Below are 22943 nucleotides of genomic sequence, written 5' to 3'. Positions count from 1 at the left end.
TCTTATTTTAAAATCCCAAGGTGATATTGAATAAAAAGTTTCTTGATGTAGGAGGTGCAGTATTTTCAAAACCTACTGCGTTTGTTCCTGTTGCAAAAGTTGATTCAGGGTCAACTCCATTCATGTGACTTTTGATCATCAATACGTTGTTGCAAGAGAATCCTACGCTTGCACGTTGGAAAACTGTTTTTGACAGCAATGACTTAGGCAGTGAGTAGTTCAACTGCAGGGTACGCAATCTGATGTTAGTTGCATCATAAATGTTTGCTTCGCCAATTCCCAAGTTTCCTGTTGTGCTGGTAACAGTTGTCCAGTACTGTTGTGCAGTAATGCTTTTGTCATTGGCAACAAATCCGTCGCCGCTGGCAATAACTCCGTCCAGAACCATGTCTTCTCTTGATCCACCTGGAGCAGTAACTTCTGCAGTACCTGCCGCTTGCATCGATTGGTTGGTTGTTGAGAACATCTCTCCGCCAAAGCGACCATCAATCAGGAAGCTCAAAGAAAAGCCTTTGTAAGAGAACGTGTTTGTTAATCCTACCAAAGCGTCAGGCTGTTGGCTACCGATTTTTTCTGATTCAGTTGTTCCTTGAGGAAGTCCGTCTTCGGTTAGTAAAAGTTTGCCGAAATGAGGGCTGTTAACATCTTCCACACGCAGGAATCTGGTTCCGTGAATCTCACCATATTCTCCGCCTACCTGAGCCAGGATTTTCAAGTTGTCAAAACCTCCCAGGTCGTAGATTTGAATGTCGTCATACAGGTCTTCAATCGTGTTTTTGTTGAAGGAATAGTTCAACTGGATATCCCAGTTAAGTCCATCATTGGCATTGTCAATAATGCGACCGTTCACCATCAATTCAACCCCGGTATTTTGAATATCACCAGCATTGATCTTTTTGCTTGAATAACCACTTTGTGGGTCCATGGGTAAGTTGATCAACTGGCGAGTAGCATTTGATTGATACCAGGCAAAGTCGAAACCTAAGCGGTTATTGAAAAAGCGTCCGTCAATACCCACCTCGTATGATTTGATCAACTCGCTTCGTACGCTTGGATCGTATAATGTATTTCCTACACCTGCTGTTGTATTGCCATTCGGATCTTTATCAATCCAATAGGTGTTATACAATTGGTAAGGAGGAAGGTCGTTACCAACTTCAGCATAAGAAGCTCTCACTTTCGAGAATGTTAACCATGATGGCAAGGAACCGCCTGTTTTGTTAACCATATCAGTAATAACCCATGAGGCGTTTACTGAAGGGTAGAAGAAGGAGCGGTTGTCGGGGTGTAACGAAGATGACCAGTCATTTCTGAATGTTCCTTCCAGGAACAGGTAGCCATCGTAGTTTACTTGCAACAATCCATAAAGAGAGTTAATTTTCTTGTGAGAGAATGATTCTCTTACAGTCGGCTTGTCTTTTCCGTTGTTCAGCGCAAAAAGGTTAGGAACTTCCAATTCGCCTGAGCTTCCAGAAATGCCGGATGATCTTTGTTCCATCAGGTTACCACCCAAGGTTACCATACCACCAATTTTGCCAAAAACATTGTCTTGTTGTGCTGTCACCAAAGTTGAATAGTTGGTTTCAGTGTGTGTGGATTTTCCCAAGCTATAACGTCCGGTTGCACTTAACGGGCTTCCGCTGTATAGTTTCGTTTCCGTGTTGTTGGTGTACATGTCAGCTCCACCTTTCATCTCCATACTAAGCCAGTCGGTGAACTTGTATTTTAATGATCCGTGGAAAATAAACCGGTCACGAGTATCTTCGTTCAGGTTGTTTTTTTCACCCCAGTATGGATTAACAGCATTTCCACCACCGTACCAGATCATATTGCCCAGTTCATCACTTGCATTTTCAAAGTCTCTGATGTCCATAGAAACTGGAAGCAGATACATGGTTCTGAAGCTGTTTGATGAGTTGTTCCCGGATAACGGTCTGTTGTTGGCAGTAGAGCGAACATACTGAATTTTTGTGTCCAGTACCCAGTTGTCTTTCTCCCCGAAAGTTGACATCGAACGAGTCATCAAGTTGGTCCGGTTAAGTTTAGCACCCGGAATCATACTCTTGTCGTTTGTTTGGGTAACAGAAGTATAAAGCGATGTTTTATTAATCTGTTGCTGGAACGACACATTATTATTCAGGTTGATGCCTGTGTCAAAGAAGTTCTCCACATTGTCATAGGCGTACATCGGAACACTGGTTCCATCCCATTTTACAACAGATTGCCCTGTAATGGCAGGTCCCCAGCTGATGTTCGAACGGTTGTCAAACGAACCGTCTGATCCCTGTCCAAAAGACATTTGCATGTCTGGTGAAATGAATGTTGATTCAAAACCTACAGACGAAGAAACAGTAATGCCCAATCCATCACGTTTTTTACCGGTTTTGGTTGTAATCAAAATTACACCGTTACCGGCACGTGACCCGTAAAGGGCAGCAGCTGAAGCACCTTTTAGTACTGACATGCTGGCAATATCTTCGGGGTTAATATCTCCAAGCCCGTTACCCATGTCAGTTGAAGGGTTCCAATAGTCGTTGTTTGAGGCTCCTGTAAAGTTGTCAATCGGCACACCGTCAACAACAATTAAAGGTTGGTTGTCTCCTGTTAAAGAGCTGTATCCCCTCAATACAATTTTTGATGATCCTGCAGGTCCGTTGCTGGATTTAATAACCTGTAAGCCGGTTACTTTTCCAGATAGCGCGTTGGTCAGGTTGGCCTCTCTTGATTCCAACAGCGCTTCACCTTTTAGCTCTTGCATCGAGTACCCCAGGGTTTTTTGTTCTCTTTTAATACCCAGAGCCGTAACAACGACTTCTTCCAGACCTGTTGTTTCCGGATTCAATACAACATTGTATGTTTTGGATCCGTCAGCTGTTATTTCGGTTGTTTCCATACCGATAAACGAAAACAGAACGACAGAGCCTTGTGGTACATTAATCGTGTAGTTACCATCCATATCTGTAACCGTTCCATTGGTTGTACCCTGTTGGATAACTGTCACTCCGGGAAGGGGATAGCCATCGTCAGAGCTGGTAACATTACCGCTAATACTCACTTGCTGAGCATGTGCGGCACCAATTCCCATAAAGAGCATTGCTATTGCAAGCAAATACTTAGTAAGCCATTTTAATTTTTGATTCATAGAGATTTGTTTTACATAGTTGTTAAATAAAAAAAGATGTTTATTTGAGAACTTAATTATCCAGGGATTTGTCCCGGAATATTTTTTGAAAGGTCATAACACTTGTTCCTTTTAGCCCCGATTGTTCGCCCATTTCTGAAATTTCAATTTTTACATGGTGTGAAATATTCTCAAGGCAATACTGATTCAGAGCTTGCTGAATGGGCATTAAAATGTATTTCCCGGCTTTTGCCAGTGCCCCATTCAGGACAATGAGCTCAGGATTGTATAGTTGAATGAGGATGGATAGTCCCCAGGCTAATTTTGTACTGATTTTATTTAATAAGGAGATGGCAAGTTCATCGCCGTTTTGCGCACAATCAATAATATCATCAACGGTGATTTTTGAAAGCGCCGACGAAAAACGATTGGTTAACTGCGATACCGTTCCTTTTTTGATTGCTGATGCTGCCATGTCCAGCAGTTTTTGGGTGGAGGCAATGGTTTGAAGACAGCCCTTTTTACCACATTCACACAATTCTCCCTCGGGAAGAATCCGGATGTGGCTGAACTCTCCGGCGCATCCTTTGTCCCCCTGGTAAACTTGTCCGTTTAAGATGATTCCCAGTCCCAGACCCCAGCTCCAGTTTAAAACCAGTGTGTTTCTAGTGTTTTTTGCCTTGCCAAAAATGAATTCACCCAAGGCTTGCATGCGGGCATCATTCTCAATGTAAACCGGCTTATGAAAATGATGGGTTAAACGTTTCCTGATATTTCTGTTCGCCGGATTTTTTATCGTTTGGTTTATACCGTTTTCAGAATGGATAAGTCCGGGCATGCTTACTCCAATAGCACGGATTTGTTCTCTTTCCAGTCCCGATTCTTCTAGAAGATGGTTAATGGCTGTTTCCATGTGTTCTTCCAGAAGTGGATCATTGATGTTTGTTGAATACTCGTGTATTGCGGTAATTCTCTGATTGAGGCTGTTTATGAGGATGGCTCTGGCTTTATAGTGACCAAACTCAATGGCTACAATGTGGTAGGCATTTTCAGCGTGACTGTAGAGTACTGGACGACGACCTCCCTGAGATTCGCCTGTGCCGGTGATACAAACTTTTTTTTCTGAAATTAACTGATCGAGGACTGAACGAACTGTTGGCAAGCTTACGTGCGACTGCTTGCTTAACGATAAAGCAGATTGCGGCGATTGCTTGTACAGGTGAGTAATGATCTGCATCCGTAGCCGGTAGCGTTTCAATTCTCGTATGGCCATATTGTCTGTTTCTTTTTTCCTGTGTAGGACCATGGCTTGATAGTCAATTTACATTGCTTAAATAATTCTTAAAGATTAAGATCTTTTGAAAAAAATTACAAAACGAAACTAGGAAAAGAAAATTTAATTTTAAACTATTTTAACACTAAATGCAAAAAGAAGTTATTGTGGGTGTGTTTTGAGCAAATTGCTTGTTGTTGGTTTGGTTTTGTGTTTGGCTGTTTGGCTGGTTTGCTTTGGGGCTGTCTTCTTGTTTATGGTTGATTTTGTTTTTTGAAGGTATTTTGAAGCGTGAAACTGGTTCTGAGGTCGTTTTTTTACGCTTTATTGAAAAAACTTTAGCAATTAATTAATATTTCCGGTTTCTTTTCGACGCATTTTTAGAAGGTGGATGAAACGTGAAAAGCCTTGGATTTTCATGAATAATTGAAATGGGAAGAGCAAATTATTGGAAAAGTATCTGCGGGATTTTCTAAAAGTTGTTATGTAACATATTTGAGAACTTTTTAACCTTATAATACAAGAGTGTAATATACTTTTAATAAGTTTGAGACATCTACTAAACATGATGAACTTATTTGTTTGACGATTCAGTGATGATGAGTCGTATCATTTTTATTACAGTTGAAAAAGTAATTTTTAGTCAGAATCGCAATAGTGTAGTTTTTGTGACAAAAGAAAAGTAATCAATACGTTTAATATCTAATTAACCACTAAATATCAGGAACTAAAAATGAAAGAAATCAAATATACCATTGGACTGGACTATGGATCAGATTCAGTACGTTCATTGCTGGTGAATGTAGAAACTGGAGAGGAGATTTCCAGTGTTTTTTTTGAGTATCCGCGTTGGAAAAAGGGATTGTATTGCGATACTGCTCAGAACCAGTTTCGCCAGCATCCGAAAGACTACCTGGAGGGCTTGGAATACACTATTGTTGAAGCTTTGAAACAAGCTCCGGCAGGAGTGGCTCAAAATGTTGTCGGAATTTCGGTTGATACAACCGGATCAACTCCTGTAGCGGTGGATGAAAAAGGAACACCACTAGCATTAACGGCCGGTTTTGAAGAAAATCCGAATGCCATGTTTGTGTTATGGAAAGACCATACTGCGGTAAAGGAAGCTGATGAAATCAATGCCTTGGCCCGAAAGTGGGAGATTGACTTTACCAAATTTGAAGGTGGGGTTTATTCTTCGGAATGGTTTTGGGCTAAGTTGTTACATATCTCACGGGTTGATCCGGCCGTTTATCGTGCTGCTAATTCGTGGGTAGAACATTGCGATTGGATTCCGGCAGTACTGACCGGAAATACACGTCCAAAAACCTTGAAACGCAGTCGTTGTGCTGCCGGTCATAAAGCTATGTGGCACGATGCGTTTGGAGGTCTTCCTTCTGAAGAATTTCTGACTGCATTGGATCCGATGTTGGGAGGTTTGCGTGACCGCCTATATAAAGAGACTTTCACTTGTGATGTGGCCATTGGAAATCTTTCACAGGAGTGGGCCGACAAGTTGGGCCTATCAACCAATGTGGTGATTGGAGTTGGTGCTTTTGACGCCCATTTAGGAGCTATTGGCGCTGAAATTGAACCCTATCATTTAAGCAAGGTGATGGGAACTTCAACCTGCGACATGCTGGTGGCACCCATGGAAGAAATAGGTGATAGGCTGGTATCCGGAATTTGTGGTCAGGTTGATGGCTCCATTATGCCCGGAATGCTGGGAATGGAAGCAGGACAATCTGCTTTTGGTGATATTTATGCCTGGTTTAAGCGGGTGTTGATGTGGCCGGCTGAGCAAATTCTGGCCAATTCATCATTGGTAACAGAAGAGCAACGTCAGGCTTTGCTTGACGAAATGAGTGACAAGATGATTGTGGAACTCTCTAAGGAAGCTGCCAAAATTGAAATTGCGGAGAGTGGTGTTCTGGCAATCGACTGGATGAATGGCCGTCGTACGCCTGATGCCAACCAAAACCTGAAAGGGGCTATTGCAGGCTTGACATTGGGAACGGATGCACCCCGTATTTTCCGTGCACTGGTTGAAGCCACCGCCTTTGGCTCAAAAGCCATTGTTGATCGCTTTTTACGTGAAGGCGTTCGTATTGATGGCGTTATTGCTCTTGGGGGCGTTGCGAAAAAATCAAAACTAGTGATGCAAATCGTATGCGATGTGTTGAATATGCCAATTAAAGTGGCCCGGTCTGAGCAGGCTTGTGCTTTAGGATCAGCCATGGCTGCTGCCGTTGTAGCCGGTGTTTATGCAACAACCAACGAGGCTCAGAAGAAAATGGGTGGCGGTTTCGAAATGGAATATCATCCCATACCTGAGAATGTCGCGAAGTATCAAAAGCTTTACGAAGACTACCTGGCCTTAGGTGGATTCATTGAAAGTAATCTCACAGTAAAATAAAGGTTATTTGTGGTAATTGATTTTACAGAGGCTATTCTTCAGGGAGTGGCCTCTGTTTGTTCAGTATGAGCCAGAATTCAATATGCTTAGGCAGTTGTACTTATTCCTAATAAAATAAAAAAAGCATCTAAATCTATGATTTAAATGCTTTTGTGCCCAGTAAAGGTGCATGTTTTGTAATGTTAATGCGCTTTTATTCAGTAGTGTAGATCATTGCCATTTCTTGTGGTCTCGATAAATCACCTTCAACAATATTAAAGAACTTATGCCAACTTAAATATACAAATTGATTAAATTAAATCCAAATCAACCGTTTTATCATTTTATACTGCCGTAATGGTTTTCCTGTGTTTGGAGTGTTTGTAAAAACAGTGGTCTTTATCAATAATTTCATTGCCTTCAGAATCTCCGATAAAGTTTGTTTCTCTTTTCTCTGACCTTTTAAATTTGATAGAATAGAGGATAAGCTTATTCAGATATTCAACTTTGCTGTTAGGTTTGATTTCTGCAGTTTTGGAGGAGTATTTCAAGTCAATTGACAACTATCTTGATTTGACAGTTAGTGTATCTCTTCTCAAGCATGGATAACAACTCCATTGCTGATAGCAAAAAGAAAAAGCTGATTGAATGCTTAGATGGGAGGAGCTTTATGAAAAGATGTTGAAGGAAGAAAATGATTCGAGATAGGAAGGCATGGCAATATGGTGTTGATTTTGTAAGTTTGTCAGCTCAATTAATCTTAAAATTGAATCGACAATAAAAGAATCATATCTGGTATAAAAAACAGAGACGTTGAAATTTTTGAAGAACTGTTTTTTAATTATCACGGTAGACTTGTTCTTTTTGCCAACAAGTTTATTGGTGACATGCAGGTGTCTCGTGATTTGGTACAAGATGCTTTTTTTATGTTGTGGGAAAAGACTGATCAGTTAGATATTAAAAAGTCTCCCAAGGCCTATTTGTACCAATCGGTTAAAAATAGCTGCTTAAATTACAATCGACATTTATCGATCAAAGAAAATGCCGAAGCCGAAATTAGTACAAGAATCGCCGAATTGGAGCGGCAGGTTTATGATGGAACAAAGACGCCATACCTTAGTCTGATAGAGCAAGAATTGGAGGAGAAAATAGCTGAAGTGATTGAACAGATGCCTTCAAAATGCCAAGAAGTCTTCAAAATGAGTCGCTTCGAGGGATTGAAAAACAAGGAGATTGCTGAACGTCTGGGGATTTCTGTTAAAATGGTTGAGAAACATATCTCGAAAGCGTTGGTAATCTTACGTCATGAACTTGCCGAATATGTAGGAGTTTTGTTAGCTATGTTTATTTCAAAAATGTGATTCTTCGATGTCTTTTAATCTTCAATAACCTGATTGTATTTAATCCGTTCCTTCACTGTAGATCGTTTATTCTTTTCACCTTCTCGTTGCTCTTTCAAAAAATATACCTCAAAGAGGTAGGGGTAAACTGTATTCATGTGTCATAGCATTAAACAGAGATACTAATGAGAGAGAAACGATCAATAAAATCATTAATCATTGCTGAGTTAGACGGAGATATCACTAATGCAGAGCGAGCGCGACTGTTGCAGTGGATGTCGCAATCTGATCGTAATGCACGTTACTACACTAAAATAAAAGATTTGTGGGAAAGCTCTGTGGCTGATGTTGCAGAGATGGCGCAAACTACACAAGAGTGGGAGCGATTTAAAAACCGCATAAATACCACTAGACCTGCGGTACTAACTATACGAAGAAGAATTAATTGGTCACTAACCGCAGCTGTGGTTGCTATCGGTTTGCTCGTTGGTAGTTTAATCATGCAAAACTATAAGCAGAAAGTTCCAGTTTATTTGACGACAATAGCACCCAAAGGGTCTGTTTCTCAAACCATCTTACCTGATGGAACACTCATTTACCTGAATGCTGGTTCTGAAATAAAATATGATGTGAATGAAACGAGTAAAAAACGTGAGGTTTTTGTTACGGGCGAGGCTTGGTTCGATGTCAAAAGAAATGAAAAGAAGCCTTTCATCGTTCACACCCCCTATTACAACGTTGAAGTTTTAGGAACCCAATTTAATGTGAAAAACTATGAAGCGGAGCACAGAGTTGTCACTACCCTTGAAAAAGGATCTATCCGAATTTTGTCTTCAGACCATTTAATGTTTAAAGAGGAGATTGTCTTAAAGCCTGGCGAACAATTGGTTTTTGATAAAATCCATCGAAAGATTCAGCGTAAAGAACATGTTGACACACATTTATACACTTCCTGGAAAGATAATAAACTGATTTTCCTTGATATGCTTTTTGGGGATCTGATTAAGCTATTGGAGCGAAAATATGATATTGAAATTGAAGTTGTTGACCAATCAATATTGAATGAACATTATACCGGAACCATCCGAAACGAAACGATACTGGAGGTTTTTGAGATTATAAAACATACTCATCCAATTGAATACCATGTAGAAGAGCGGAAGATAATTATTCAAAAAAAGGTAAAGGGTGAATCCCCTAGTCAAAATTGTAGATAAAAGTCGATGGATGCGCTAACATCCACCGACACTGAAATAAATTAACCGGTGCGCTAACACCATTTTAATAATTTAAAGTCAAACAAATTTATGAAAAAAAAAGTAAAACAATGTTACCCGAGGAGTGGGTGGCACAAACTGTTTCTAATTATGAAATTAGCAGTGATTCTCTTATTGGTGAGTATGCTTCAGGTGACTGCCTCGGTCTATTCGCAAAATAGCAAGTTGTCAGTTAAGGTAAGAAATCAAAGCATTGTAGATGTTTTGAAATCAATTGAGGAGCAAAGTGACTTCCATTTCTTCTATAAGAATGAGCAAATCGATGTAGATAGGAAGGTGTCTATTACAGTTGAGAATAAAACGGTCGAGGAAATATTAGAGACCATATTTGAGGATACTGGAATTGAATACCGTTTTTTTGGAGATAAGTTGATTTTATTGTCAACAAATGATGCAAGATTCAATGGAGGAACAAGAGTTCTGCAGCAAAAAGGAAAAATTAGCGGAAAAGTGGTTGATGAGGAAGGCTTGCCATTACCTGGTGTAACGGTACTTGTAAAAGGAACAACGCAGGGGACAGTTACCAATATGGATGGAAATTATTCTATTTCAAATGTATCTGCCGGCGAAATACTTCATTTTTCGTTTGTGGGGATGCGAACGCAGGAGCTTGTCATTGGTCGGCAGAATAGAATTAATGTAACCATGGAACCCGATGCTATTGGTTTAGAAGAAGTAGTGGCGATTGGTTATGGAACCAAGAGCAAAAGAAAAGTGCTAAATTCAATATCAAAAGTAGATGCAGAAAAACTTGAGAATGCTTCCTACTCAAATATGGGACAAGCATTGGCAGGTGTTTCACCTGGTGTTATTTTGAAACAAAGTGGTGGTGGTCCTGGCAACGATGTCCCTTCAATATCTATTAGGGGCGGAGGTGAACCTTTGTATGTAATTGATGGGGTGGTTAGTTTTAAAAATGATTATGCAAACCTTAGTCCGAACGATGTTCAGGACATTTCAATTTTAAAAGATGCTGGTGCGTCTGCTATTTATGGATCAAGGGCTGCAAATGGAGTAGTTTTGGTTACAACAAAAGAGGCAAAAGGGAACAGCATTAGTTATTCTAATTTGTTTAGTACTTCAACTCCGGCATTGAAACCAGATTTTCTGTCTTCTTACGATTATGCTTCGTTTAACAATGAAATTGCAGGCATGTATGGAATTACCAAGCCTTGGAATGATGAAGCGTTGCAAAAATTCAAAGATGGGACAGATCCCAATTATCCGTCTACCAATTGGTGGGATGAAGTATTTAAACCGGCACCATCACAAAGGCACAACCTAAGCGTAAGTGGCAAAGAGGAATCTATAGATTATTTGTTCTCGCTGTCGTTTCAAGAACAGGGAAGTGCATACAAATCCAGTGATGCACATAATCTTAAAAAATATAACTTTTTATCAAAGGTCGGTAAGTCATACGACAAATTAGGGCTGAAATTTGATTTTACAGTCAGAAGTACATTTACTGATTATAAAGATGTTCCTTTTTCGTACTGGTTTATTTTTGGACATGTGAACAACACATTGCCATATCAAAAGCCTTATGATGAACAAGGCCGCTATTTGGCAATCAACTCAACTAATAATCCGGCTTATGAAACCGATCCGGCTAACGGTTATAATAATTCATGGAATCGTTATTTTAACGGAATTTCTACAGTTACATGGGATGTGCCTTGGGTTAAAGGAATGCAGCTTGGTTTTATGACCAATTACAACCTTAATTTTAGCAAATCTAAACAATGGCGGACTTTACAGCCTGTATATTCCAACGCAGGAGATAAAAATGAGCAGTCAGCGCCAACATTATCTGAATCAAGGGCAACATCAAGGAATTATACTTTGCAGTCATTTATAAAATACGAAAGGACTTTTGGTGATCACAATCTGGATCTCTCTCTTTTTTATGAAGAATCTGAAGGTTATTATTCTAACCTCTCTGCTTCTAGGAGGGATTATGTTTCAGATGCTATTGATTATTTGTTTGCCGGCCCTCAGGACGGACTCACCAACTCAGGAAGTGGCGATGAATATGCGCGAAGGGGATATATTGGGCGTTTAGGCTATGATTATAAAGATAAATACCTGCTATCTGCCAGTTTTCGTTATGATGGATCAGAACGTTTTCGGGAAGATGATCGTTGGGGATTTTTTCCTTCTATTGGTTTAGGATGGAGGATTTCTGAAGAAAGTTTCTATAAAAATCTAATCTCCGAATCAATTATCAACAATATGAAGCTTCGTGCATCTTATGGTGAAACAGGAAACGATGCAGTTGCGCGGTTTGCATTCCTTTCAACATTTCAACCAGTAGAAAAGCGTTATTTTTGGGGCGGATCATGGATTGGAGGTTATAGTGACAATGGATTACCTGCGGGAAATATTACCTGGTACACCCAAAAAAGTTACAATGTTGGTTTAGAGACAGATTTTTTTAATAACCGTTTAAAAACTGTATTTGATGGTTTTTATTATCGAACAAATGGTTATTTGGCAAATCCGGAGGATGTTTATACTACGCCTTTGGGAACTTCATTGCCAAAAATTAACTATGGTTCAACTCGTCGCGGTGGCTACGAAATAAATTTAAATTGGAACGATAAAATTGGTGACCTGGAATATTCATTAGGTTTTAACCTAACTCATTATGAAAGTTTCTGGGAACTTAAGCCAGATGAATCGGAATCATCGTTGAAAAATCCAAGAACCCGTGAGACATACGAATCAAACTATACTGGGACAGGATATTCTAGTTTAGGGTATTATAACACAAATCAAGATATTTTAAATAGTCCACGTCGCTTAGGTTCAGTTGATTTGCTTCCGGGCGATTTAAAATATAAAGACCTTAATGGAGACGGGCAAATTAATGGCGATGATTTTGGAAGGATTGGAAACGGAGGTTCTCCTGACTATTACTATGGGATCAATCTTGGTGCATCGTATCGTGGTTTTTACATGTCGGCAGTTATTCAGGGAGCCAGTAATTTCGATATGTGGCTAGACGGCAGATACTCTTACGATGATGGAGGAGCAGACCTTTTAACTGTAAAACCACAAACCGATGTTTGGACCTCTGGCAATCCCAATGCAAGATTCCCACGGATTAATCCAACAGGAAAAAGAGAAAATAATGTGGGGCCAACTTCTGATGCATGGTTGTTAACATTGAGCTATGTAAGGTTGAAAAATATTGAGTTAGGCTATAACTTCAAAATGCCACAACTACAAAAGGTTGGTATTAACGATCTTCGTGTATTTGTTAATGGTACCAATTTATTAACCTATGCCCCAAAAGTTGATGGGATATTTGATCCGGAAGCAAGTGACGGTTTTGGGTATGGTTACCCAGTTGAAAAGGTTATGTCTATTGGTTTAAATGTTAAATTTTAAGAGAAAATAGAAATGAAAAATAAAATAAAATATATTGCATTTCTGGCTTTTTCAATAATAATTGTTGCAGGTTGCCAGGATGATCTATTGGATAAAAAGCCGTTGGATAAAATATCCAGTGCAGATGTTTGGGGAAGTAAAGGCTTGATTGATGGTTATATGGCCGATGTATATGCCCAGGTGATACCGATGTACACATTCAATTTTCAAAGTGAGGATGATTGGTCTGACGATATACACTCTGATTTTAACCGTTCAGTAACGCAAGAAGTGATTGATGATTCATACAATGCAGGATGGAACCAATATGGCAAGATCCGTTTGTGCAACCAGGCAATTACAGAACTTGAGAAAAGTGAGGTGCTAAGTGAGCAAGAACAAAAGGAGTCGTTGGCAGAAGCAAAAATGTTAAGGGCAATGACTTACTTTTGGATGGTAAGGCGATTTGGTGGAGTAATGAAAGTAGATCGTGTATTGGAACCTACTGAAGATATGAAATTACCTAGGACATCCGAATCAGAAATGATTGACTTTATGGTTGAAGACCTAAAATATGCTAAAGACAATTTACCACAAACTTCTCCGAAAGGAAGATTAAACAGGGCTGCAGCACACGCTTTCCTTGTAAGGGTATTGTTGCATGGTTTACGCTACAATGAGGTAATTACAGAAGCCAATGATTTTATAAACGTAAAAGAGAATTATGGCTATGCGATTGATCCTGATTTTAATGGGATACATAATAATTTTGGCGGAGTAAATTCTTCAGATAATATTTTTGTTCGTTATGGAGATTCAGATGGATTGCATATGGAAAATACACCAATGCAATACCGTTTGCCCCTGGCAAATGGAGAAAACGACAAGCCAGAAACAATTAATGACTATGAACCAAGTTATTATGGCTGGGCAATGCAATATCCGACTCAAGATTTAGCTGATGCTTTTTTGATGATTGATGATGATGGAGTAGCTAAAAAATGGTGGGAAACCAATCTATGGCAACAGCATAAAGACGATGGTGAAATGGCAACAGCCTGGATGTACAAAAATAGGGACAATCGTTTCTATGCCACATTAATTTACGATGGTGCAATTTATTCTGGCGATACAATTAACATACGTCCTCCCTATTGGGCACATCGTTCGCAAATGACCCGTAACCTCCATAGGGCAATGACCGGCTATTTGTTCAGAAAAGGGATGTATGACGACCTTGCTAACTTTGGATGGCCTCCACGTCCGCAAGAATATCATTGGCCATTAATCCGTGTGTCTGAAGTCTATCTGAATTATGCCGAAGCTTTAATCAGGACAGGAAAAGAAGGTGATGCATTACCATACATAAATGCAACGCGTACAATCCATGGCCAATTGCCTGAAGTTACTTCTATAGCAAATATATTAGAGGTATATAAGAATGAAAGACGTTGTGAACTAGCGTTTGAATTGCACCGTTATTGGGACCTTATCCGTTGGGCAAAAGCTGAAAATCTGAATACAGTACCTGAATTAAACGTTGAACCAACGTATATCGATATCAGTTCTGATGGATCTACCTATGCAGTACTCACGGTAAACGGAGATTTTGTTAGTGGCGATCAGGATTTTTACAATACAATTGAAAATAAGGTATATAACAACGGTGGTGTTTTTGCACCTCGGGTATTTACTCAAAAGCGCTTTTATTTTCCTGTTCCCAGAAGTGAAATGCAGGAAAATCCAAATTTAGCACCTCAGAACCCTGGCTGGTAGTATAATTTGTAATGATTTTAAAAAAAAATAAGATGAAAAAAAATAAAATATATTTCTTGACTTTTATTGTGGTTTTACTGGCTTTCAGTTCTTGTCGGATGGGCTTGGATGAACTGCCTACCTTTGAAGAAGCTGAAATGACAGATTTTTGGTTTGAATACCGAGAAATTATAACCAAACAGTATCCGGATGGTTCTTCTTATGAACAAGTAGAGTTTACAGATCTTAAATCAGCTTGTTCATTCGAAGTATTAAGTGAGTCAGGAGGGACTGTTGAGGGAAAAGTAACCATAAACAAATCACAAACAGATAAAGATATTAAGCTGTCTAGTATCACTGGTAAAGCAGAGATATCTACAGCTGCAACCATAAGCCCGCTTGATGGCTCTCCCAGGCTTGGTAGCCCAGGAGACTATTCAGGCAAGGTTAGTTATAAGGTTGTTGCTGCTGATGGTAAAACAACCAAAATTTTTGAAATAACTACAGTCTTAAACTAGTTAGTTAGACTTTAATGGGTATGGATGAGACTGCGTTTTATTCATATCCATTTTGTCATTTTGAAGTCGAGTATTAATGTTCTTTATACAATGACATTATCTTAAGTTTTTCATTATAAGCTATTGTTTGTATTCGAAGCATGTATTAGTTGTTGCTTCGAATTATTATTTTAAAATTAATAATATGAAGATAAGTAAAGTCAAGTTGATGGCATTTATTTGCCTTTTGTTTTTTTATTTTAGTACACTGGGACAAATAAATTCCTCAATATTTAAAGTTGATAATGCAACTTATCTCAACAAACATGATATTGTTTATAGAACTCCAGCTTATGAAGGTTTTGAAGGTTTCCCTATAGGTAATGGTGACCTTGGAGGAATGGTGTGGAACCATAAAAATGGGATAGAAATCCAAATCAATAAAAACGATCTGTTTGACCAGCCCAATGCAGAAGCCGGCGCCACCTTGCGTGGAGGAGCTCGTCTTAATATTGATTTTGGGACGCCCACTTTTGAGTGGTTATACCTCAACGATTTTGACGGGCGACTATCGTTAAAAGATGCCGAAGCTACTTTTAATGTCAAAACACCATTTCAGGAAAATAACATCCAGACATGGATTTCTGCCAATAAAAATGTTTGGTTTATCCGGATAAGTTCGAAGAATATAAACAACGGTAAAACGAAAATTCGTACTTCGCTCGAACGCTGGGGAAGCAGGGCTTTTCCCGGCTGGTATGGCGGCTATACAAAAAATTCGGAAATTGGTTTAGGAAATACATATTCAAAAATTATTGGAACCGACATTGTATTGGAAGAAAGTCTTAGTGGGCTAAATTTTTCAGTTGCATGCCGTTTGATTGGGGATGGTGTTGAAGCACAAAAGATAAGTTCAAACAGGGTCGAACTTGAAACCAAGGTTAATAGGGAGCATGACATTCTTTTGATGGTTTCACTGGTCACTTCCAATGAATCGGAAACACCAACGCAAACCGCAATTGAGTTGTTAAACGAGGCTGAGAATAATGGAATTGAAAATGAGAAGAACCTTCACTCGCAATGGTGGAAGGATTTCTGGAACCAGTCCTTTGTGCATATTGGAGATGATTACCTTGAAAATATTTATTACCTCCGCAGGTATTTGATGGCAAGTAGTTCAAGGGGGAAATATCCGGTTGTTTTTAATGGCGGGCTATGGAACTGGAACCATGATGTGAGAAATTGGGTAACACCTCACCATTGGAACACACAGCAACAATACTGGGGATTGGCACCGCAGAATGATTGCGAATTAATGCTTCCGTATTTAAACACTTATTACCGGATTATGCCGGAAGCGGAAAAACATGCCAAAATGAGGGGCGCAGATAATTCCATTCTTTGGAGTGAGGCACATGATTTTTTGGGTAGTATGACTTTCTGGAACAGAGGGGATATGATTAACAATTTCACCCCTGCCAGTCAGATTGCCGGATTCTTTTGGGAATACTTTCAATATACCTGTGATACTGTATTTTTAGAAAAGAAAGCCTATCCTTTTTTGAAGAAAGCTGCTGAATTTTATGTACAGACCTTACAATGGGATGAATCAAAAAAAGAGTTTTTTATATCTCCTTCGCAGCCGTATGAGAGTCCACGTTCTAACAATCTGAAGAATACGATTACAGACCGTAATATGATCATTTCAACGATGACTGCCTGCATTTCTTCTGCAAAAATACTGGAAAGAGACAATAAAAAAGTTAAAGAATGGCAGCATATCATTGACCATTTGTGGCCTATTCCTTTCCGGGAAGAAGAAGGGATTGGAGAAATTATGCAACTGGGCTATAACCAGGATGGATCGGTTTATCCTAAAAAAGAAGACTATGGAGACTGGACCAATCATTTCAGCGCTAACACTTCGTTGGTCTTTCCTGCAAATATTATTGGCATTGACCAAAAAGGGAGCCGGGAGTACAATGCTGCTGCCAATGTTGTAAAGAGCCATTCACCTTCGAAAAATGCGATATCACCCGATCCGATAGTGGCGGCCCGCTTGGGTTTAGGCGAAGTTGCTTTGGAGCGGATAACCAATCAGGTTCGACGTTTGCAACACTTTCCACAGGGCCTTTTTTATAACATTGACCATTGGTACTATTTGTCTCTGTATGCAGACTCCGTTAAAACACCGGATATTACCACTCAGCGTGACTATCTTTATGATGAGCGATGTAAATACGAAAAGGGGCATCCTGCAAAGCCGTTTATCCAATGTGGATTAGAACCAATGAGCATATGTACTTCAACAATCAATGAGATGTTATTGCAAAGTAATGAAGGTAAAATCCGGGTTTTTCCAGCGGTTCCGGAAGGTTGGAATCCGGCATTTAAACTTCGGGCAAGGGGAACATTTATCGTTTCGTCGGAAATGAAAGAAGGAATTGTTGCAGCGGTTCAAATAGAAAGTATAAAGGGAAGTACTTGTAAATTGGTTAATCCTTGGCCAGGTCAAAGGGTTGATGTATTGAATGCGAATGATGAATCTGTAGTTAAGGTAAAAAAGGAAAAGGATGGTCTCATTGTATTTGACACAGAAGCATTGGGAAAATACGTTATTGTGATGAAAGGAACAAAGCCATCAATGAATAGAACAGTATTCAAAAGTATTCGAAATGATAAACCAAAATATTTTAAAGAAGCGGTACTTGGGAAAGAGCGGAATTTTTAATCAAGCGTTAAAAGATTATTAAAGAGATGGATAAAAAAAGAATATTAGGAATTCATTATAAGGCAATATTAATGCTGTGTACATTTATCATCTGGGGCGGAGTAACGATAAATGCCCAAACCAAAAACAGATTGGCCACACCATCCCCCGAACAAATCTTGTGGCAGCAAATGGAACAAACCATGTTTATCTGCCTCGACCCATGTACCTGGGAAGGAATTGAACAAGGCAATCACACCTATCCAATTGAAAAAATCAATCCTTCGAAGTTAGATGTCAATCAGTGGCTGGATGCAGCAGAAGCTTCTGGAGCTAAAATGGTTCTGTTTGTTGCAAAACACTCCAGTGGCTTTTGTTGGTGGAATACTGAAACTACCGATTACGGTATAAGAAATACTGCGTATAAAAATGGTAAGGGAGATGTACTTAAAGAATTATCAGATGCTTGCTGGCAACGAGGAATTAAATTAGGTATTTATGTATATCCCGGCGACTTAACCTGGGGAGCTTACCTGGGCGGAGCAGGACGAACCAAAGACCCCGCAAAACAAGAAGGATACAATAAAGTGCTTCGCCAGCAATGGGAAGAAGTGTTATCGCGTTACGGCGAGGCAACCGAAATATGGTTTGATGGAAACTGTATTATCCCCATCGATGATATTAAAGAAAAATATGCCCCCAATGCGATTGTTTTCGGTAGTTCAATGGCAAATATCCGTTGGGTAGGAAATGAGCGTGGCTATGCCCCGTATCCGGCATGGAATACCGTTAAAAAGGAAGATGGAGGAACCGGTTCTGCAACTGCTGCGCATAGCGACCCCAATGGGGATATGTGGATGCCCCTTGAGGTAAACACCACCTTAAAAGACCACTATTGGTTCTGGTCTCCGGAAAACGAAAAGCATTTAAAATCATTGGACCAGCTTGTGGAGAACTATTACAAATCTGTTGGTAGAGGTGGGGTGTTTTTACTGAACTCAGCACCCGATACATCCGGATTGATCCCCGCTGCCGATATGAAATTGTATCAGCAATTGGGAGATGAGATTCGCAGAAGGTTTTCACAAAGTATAAAAGAGACTTCAGGAAAAGGTAAAACGGTAGAACTTGACCTTGGAAAAGTAACTGAAATAGACCACGTAATAACCATGGAAGATATTGCCTTTGGTGAACGCGTAAGGAAATATACCCTTGAAGGTTCCAAAGACGGAAACACTTGGTTTGAAATCGTTAAAGGAATTTCAGTAGGACATAAACGCATTGATAAATTTAAACCCGTAAAAGTCCGTAAAATACGTTTCTGTGCCAACGAATATGCAGCGTCACCTGTGATAAAGAAACTGGCTGTTTACATGGTTGGTGATAAAAAGAACTACGACAGGCTAAAAAGCGATAAAGATGATTTTGGTTATTCATGGGAGGCTGGTCAGTCGAAAGAATATATCGATTTGGTGGAAGTTGGAAAAGCTTCAGGTTTTGCTGAAACGACAAACGAGCGACAGTTTACCGTTGATTTATCTAAAATAATTGACCGCCCCGGACAATATGAACTGTTCGTTGCCAATAAAGTAAACGGTACAACAAATAAACCTTCGGAAGCTGCATTAATGTTGGAAGGGGTTGAAACTCCGGGTTTTTGCAAAATCGACCGGGTTTTTGGACGTATGGAATTAAACATTAGCGCACACCCAACCATGAACGAAAATTCAATTAAAGTAATTTTTAATCTGGCTGATAAAGTTCAGGATGAAAAGGTATTCCTGAGAAAAGTAATTTTTAATTAAAATCAGTTCATTATGCTTCCGTATAGAACCTCTTTTATTGCTCTAATTACTGGCCATTGTTTTATGTAAAAGTGAAATTGTTGAACAGAATAATAGTCTCTTTGCGGAGGCATTGGAAAATGATAACCAAAATATTTTAAGGAAGCTGTGCATGGGAAAGAGCAGAATTATTAATCAAACGTTTTTTAAAATTATAAATGAAAGCAGATGAAAAATAAATATTTAATTGGTATTATCATTCTTATACTGGGCAGTTTGAATATGGTTGCCTGCAAACAAAAAAAAAACTCTGAATCAGGAAAGACAAAAACTGCAGTAATGGTTAATGCAACAGATACTGCAATTCCACCTAAAATTTCCAGAGAGTTTATTGACCGTTTAGAATATTTGGGCGTCATCCTGGATAGGCCAGATTATCATACATGGGGGACTTCAGTCGTTCAGGGAGATGATGGTAAATATCATATGTATGCTTGCCAGTGGTTAACAGAATACGGTTTTGGTGCCTGGGATGTAGAATCTGAAGTGAATTACTTCATTGCCGAGAATCCAGAAGGTCCTTATTCTTTTGTAAAGAACATTATTCCATCCAGGCCAGGCGGAGATAAAGAGGGGGTATGGAATCGCTACACAGCACATAATCCAGAAGTGAAAAGAATTGATGGAAAATATGTATTGACTTATCTTTCCTATCCTGGAATAAACACCGGAGCTGAAGGAAAAATAGGATTGAGAATTGCTGAAAAGCCAGGTGGGCCCTGGAAAGATTGTGGCATGATAATGCAGAAGTCGCTTGTTGAGGGGGTTCCATCCTATAGTAGTTTACGCGGCACTGATAATCCATCGCTGGTTAAATACAATGATAAATATTATTTGTTCTTTATGTATTGTCCCAGACTTTATGAAATTGATGGCAGACTTATGGACAATACTTCTTTGGGAGTAGCTGTGGCAGAAAGCCTGGAAGGACCTTATATTGAACATATGGTACCCGTTTTTGCCCCACCTCCGGGAAAAAAAGTTGAAGACCTCTGTGCGTTTGTATCAGAAGATGGTAATATCGTTGCAACTATGTGTGATAACTTTGGGATGTATGCTGAAAATGGAGGTATTTATTGCGAAATGGACCAGTCGCATTTTACAAAAACAGGTGAAATAAAACTGACTCCAACATCTGTTGCCTGGGAAACGCGTCCGGTTATGTTTCCAGAACAGGACTTCAGTAAAGGGAAAGCGGTATATGCCAATAATAAGTTTGAACGCCCAAAAGTAATCAAGGTAGATGGAGTGCCTGCTTATATGTTCTTACCCAGTGGTTTTAACGCAGAAGGAAATCCCTGGACAGTGCTTCATGGTTTTCGAATTCAACCTGAAAATAGTAATTAAACGTCTAAATTATTTATGAAATATATATTAGCAGTTGGTTTTATGGTTTTTTCCCTTTTTCCCTATGCTCAGGAAACAGGCATTAAGTACGTGGAAAATACCTACTACGAAGGTACATCGGTGTTAATACCGGAGAATGTGACGAAAGAAGAAATGATTAAGCTGGCGGCTGCAGTAAGGCCATCTGCCAAACAACTTCGCTACCAGGAATATGGAACTATGGGATTTATTCACTTTAACCTGAACACCTTTACCGGAAGACAGTGGGGAACAGGAGTGGAAGACCTAAGCATTTTTAATCCAAAGAGTGTGAATGTTGACCAATGGATGGAAGCCTTTGTCGCAGCTGGTGTAAAGTCGGTAATTATGGTGTGCAAACATCACGATGGGTTCCGGTTGTGGCCCAGTTCTTATCACTCCAGAAATATTTCTAAAACACCTTATAAAGAAGGTAAGGGAGATTTGGTAAAAGAAGTGTCGGAAGGAGCCCAGAGGCACGGACTTCGTTTTTGCGTGTACTATTCTCCGTGGGATAAACAGGAGCCATACGGGACGCCTGCTTATAACGATTTGATGGTAAATGAATTGACTGAATTGTTGACCAACTACGGCGCAGTGGATGTTGTATGGTTTGATGGTGCAGGTATCAGTACTAAAGTTAGTGGTGTTGAAATGGATTTTGACTGGGACAGGATACATGCTACCATTCATAAGTTACAACCTTCGGCTATTATTTCAGGTGTTGGCCCTGATGTGCGTTGGGTTGGAAATGAAGCCGGTCGGGGGCGCACAACAGAATGGTGTGTGCAAGGGGTTGTTTATGATACAAAAGATTTCCCGGGTGCACATGCCGGTGTACCTACAATGGCACCTGAATTAGGTGATATTAGTCAGTTAATGTCATTAAAAGGAATTGATGATATGACCGGCGATACTTCTAAACTTAAGCAATTAACCTGGATGCCGGCAAGGGGTGGTTTACCTGTTCATACCAAATGGTTCTGGAACCCATTGGAGAAAGTACGTTCGTTAAACTATCTTGCAGAGTCATTTTTTAGTACCATTGGCTGTAATTCCGGAGTAATACTGAATATTTCTCCTGATACTACCGGACTAGTTCCAGAAGAAGATATGGCAGTAATGAAGGCTTTTGGTGACTGGAGAAGAAAATTGACGGGACATAATTACGCTTTGGGTGCCAGGGCCGAAACGACTCCAACTGGTGAGGGCGGTTACAATGTAAGTTATATGTTTGACGATGATATCCGTACTGGTTGGGTAGCTCCTGAAGGGACTGAAACAGCAGAAATAGTGATTAATCTATACGGAGAACAAACTTTCGATGCTGTTTATCTTCAGGAAATGGTGGCTGACTTCGGACAGCGAATTGAAGCATTTGCAGTGGATGCCATGGTAGATGGCAGGTGGAGGGAGTTGGTAAAAAATACTACCGTTGGTTTTAGACGAATTCAAAGAGTAAAATCAACCACTACAGACAAAATTCGAATTCGGATTCTTTCTTCCCGCTTGTCGCCAAGTTTGGCAACTGTAAAATTATTGAAAGTACCTGAGTTGATAGGGCCTAACCTAATCAATCAGAAAAAAGATTTATCCAGGGATAACTGGAAAACAGATGCTGCCATTAAGGATGGAGACCTGAATACCTGTTGGACAGGAGAATTGAAAGATGGAAAGCCTGCTTACATTGATATCGATTTAGGAGAAGAAACAACCTTGTCAGTGTTTACTTACATTCCTCCTCAGGGAAGTCCGGAAGAGCTTGGTAGGGTAGAACGATTTGAAGTGTATGTTGGCAATGATCCGGAAAATATCAACTTTAAAGTGGGTGAAGGTAAGAATGGAAACGTGGATAATAATCCTGTGCCACAATCCGTAACCCTCCACAAACTGGCAAAAGGCCGATATTTGCGGTATGTGATGCTTTCTGCAACACGAGGGCAGAACGTGGTGAGAATAGCAGAAATAAAAATTGAGCCTTAATCTATTTATATTAA

The 22943-nt window shown here is 39.7% G+C and carries 13 protein-coding genes; 10 read left to right on the top strand and 3 right to left on the bottom strand.

Going from position 1 to position 22943, the window contains the following annotated elements; translation table 11 throughout:
* Nucleotides 1–7: 7 nt before the first annotated feature.
* Together ACRD6K_RS04045 and ACRD6K_RS04040 are read right to left on the bottom strand one after the other, a co-directional pair.
* Entirely contained in the window at nt 8–3142 is a 3135-nt protein-coding gene (locus ACRD6K_RS04045; RefSeq protein ID WP_430972181.1) for a SusC/RagA family TonB-linked outer membrane protein, read from the bottom strand.
* A gap of 52 nt (nt 3143–3194) precedes the next feature.
* The gene (locus tag ACRD6K_RS04040) at nt 3195–4394 is read right to left on the bottom strand and encodes an ROK family protein (protein ID WP_299577968.1); all 1200 of its coding nucleotides are present in this window, start codon (nt 4392–4394) and stop codon (nt 3195–3197) included.
* A gap of 733 nt (nt 4395–5127) precedes the next feature.
* Here ACRD6K_RS04040 and ACRD6K_RS04035 point away from each other — a divergent pair.
* Complete coding sequence (locus ACRD6K_RS04035) at nt 5128–6807, top strand: ribulokinase (RefSeq protein ID WP_430972180.1); 1680 nt, start codon at nt 5128–5130, stop codon at nt 6805–6807.
* 749 nt (nt 6808–7556) lie between these two features.
* The gene (locus ACRD6K_RS04030) at nt 7557–8147 is read left to right on the top strand and encodes an RNA polymerase sigma-70 factor (protein WP_430972405.1); all 591 of its coding nucleotides are present in this window, start codon (nt 7557–7559) and stop codon (nt 8145–8147) included.
* Nucleotides 8148–8161: 14 nt separating this feature from the next.
* On the opposite strand, the gene ACRD6K_RS04025 is transcribed toward ACRD6K_RS04030, so the two are convergent.
* On the bottom strand, nt 8162–8284 hold the full coding sequence (locus ACRD6K_RS04025; protein ID WP_299577970.1) for a hypothetical protein: 123 nt from the start codon (nt 8282–8284) through the stop codon (nt 8162–8164).
* A gap of 27 nt (nt 8285–8311) precedes the next feature.
* On the opposite strand from ACRD6K_RS04025, the gene ACRD6K_RS04020 reads away from it, so the two are divergent.
* The 8 genes from ACRD6K_RS04020 to ACRD6K_RS03985 all read left to right on the top strand — a co-directional run bounded on the left by ACRD6K_RS04020 (nt 8312) and on the right by ACRD6K_RS03985 (nt 22929).
* Nucleotides 8312–9343, top strand: coding sequence for a FecR family protein (locus ACRD6K_RS04020; RefSeq protein WP_299577971.1), 1032 nt, complete (start codon nt 8312–8314; stop codon nt 9341–9343).
* Between the two features lie 150 nt (nt 9344–9493).
* Nucleotides 9494–12796, top strand: coding sequence for a TonB-dependent receptor (locus ACRD6K_RS04015; protein ID WP_299577972.1), 3303 nt, complete (start codon nt 9494–9496; stop codon nt 12794–12796).
* A gap of 12 nt (nt 12797–12808) precedes the next feature.
* Nucleotides 12809–14551, top strand: a complete 1743-nt coding sequence (locus tag ACRD6K_RS04010; RefSeq protein WP_430972179.1) for a RagB/SusD family nutrient uptake outer membrane protein — start codon at nt 12809–12811, stop codon at nt 14549–14551.
* A 32-nt stretch (nt 14552–14583) separates the two neighbouring features.
* A complete protein-coding gene (locus tag ACRD6K_RS04005) occupies nt 14584–15048 on the top strand; it encodes a DUF5018-related domain-containing protein (RefSeq protein WP_299577974.1) in 465 nt (154 codons plus the stop codon).
* Between the two features lie 184 nt (nt 15049–15232).
* Nucleotides 15233–17758: a glycosyl hydrolase family 95 catalytic domain-containing protein gene (locus ACRD6K_RS04000; protein ID WP_430972178.1), complete on the top strand. Its 2526-nt coding sequence runs from the start codon at nt 15233–15235 to the stop codon at nt 17756–17758.
* A gap of 26 nt (nt 17759–17784) precedes the next feature.
* Nucleotides 17785–19542 carry an alpha-L-fucosidase gene (locus ACRD6K_RS03995; protein ID WP_430972177.1) on the top strand — a complete coding sequence of 586 codons (1758 nt, stop codon included), beginning with the start codon at nt 17785–17787 and terminating at the stop codon, nt 19540–19542.
* A gap of 207 nt (nt 19543–19749) precedes the next feature.
* Entirely contained in the window at nt 19750–20928 is a 1179-nt protein-coding gene (locus tag ACRD6K_RS03990; protein ID WP_430972176.1) for a glycoside hydrolase family protein, read from the top strand.
* 15 nt (nt 20929–20943) lie between these two features.
* Nucleotides 20944–22929: an alpha-L-fucosidase gene (locus tag ACRD6K_RS03985; protein WP_430972175.1), complete on the top strand. Its 1986-nt coding sequence runs from the start codon at nt 20944–20946 to the stop codon at nt 22927–22929.
* Nucleotides 22930–22943 lie beyond the last annotated feature (14 nt).

It is taken from the genome of Sunxiuqinia rutila (assembly GCF_050589705.1).
Classification (GTDB): Bacteria; Bacteroidota; Bacteroidia; order Bacteroidales; family Prolixibacteraceae; genus Sunxiuqinia; species Sunxiuqinia rutila.
The sequence above is the reverse complement of the archived record's forward strand: the minus strand, read 5'-3'. Positions and strand labels throughout refer to the sequence as shown.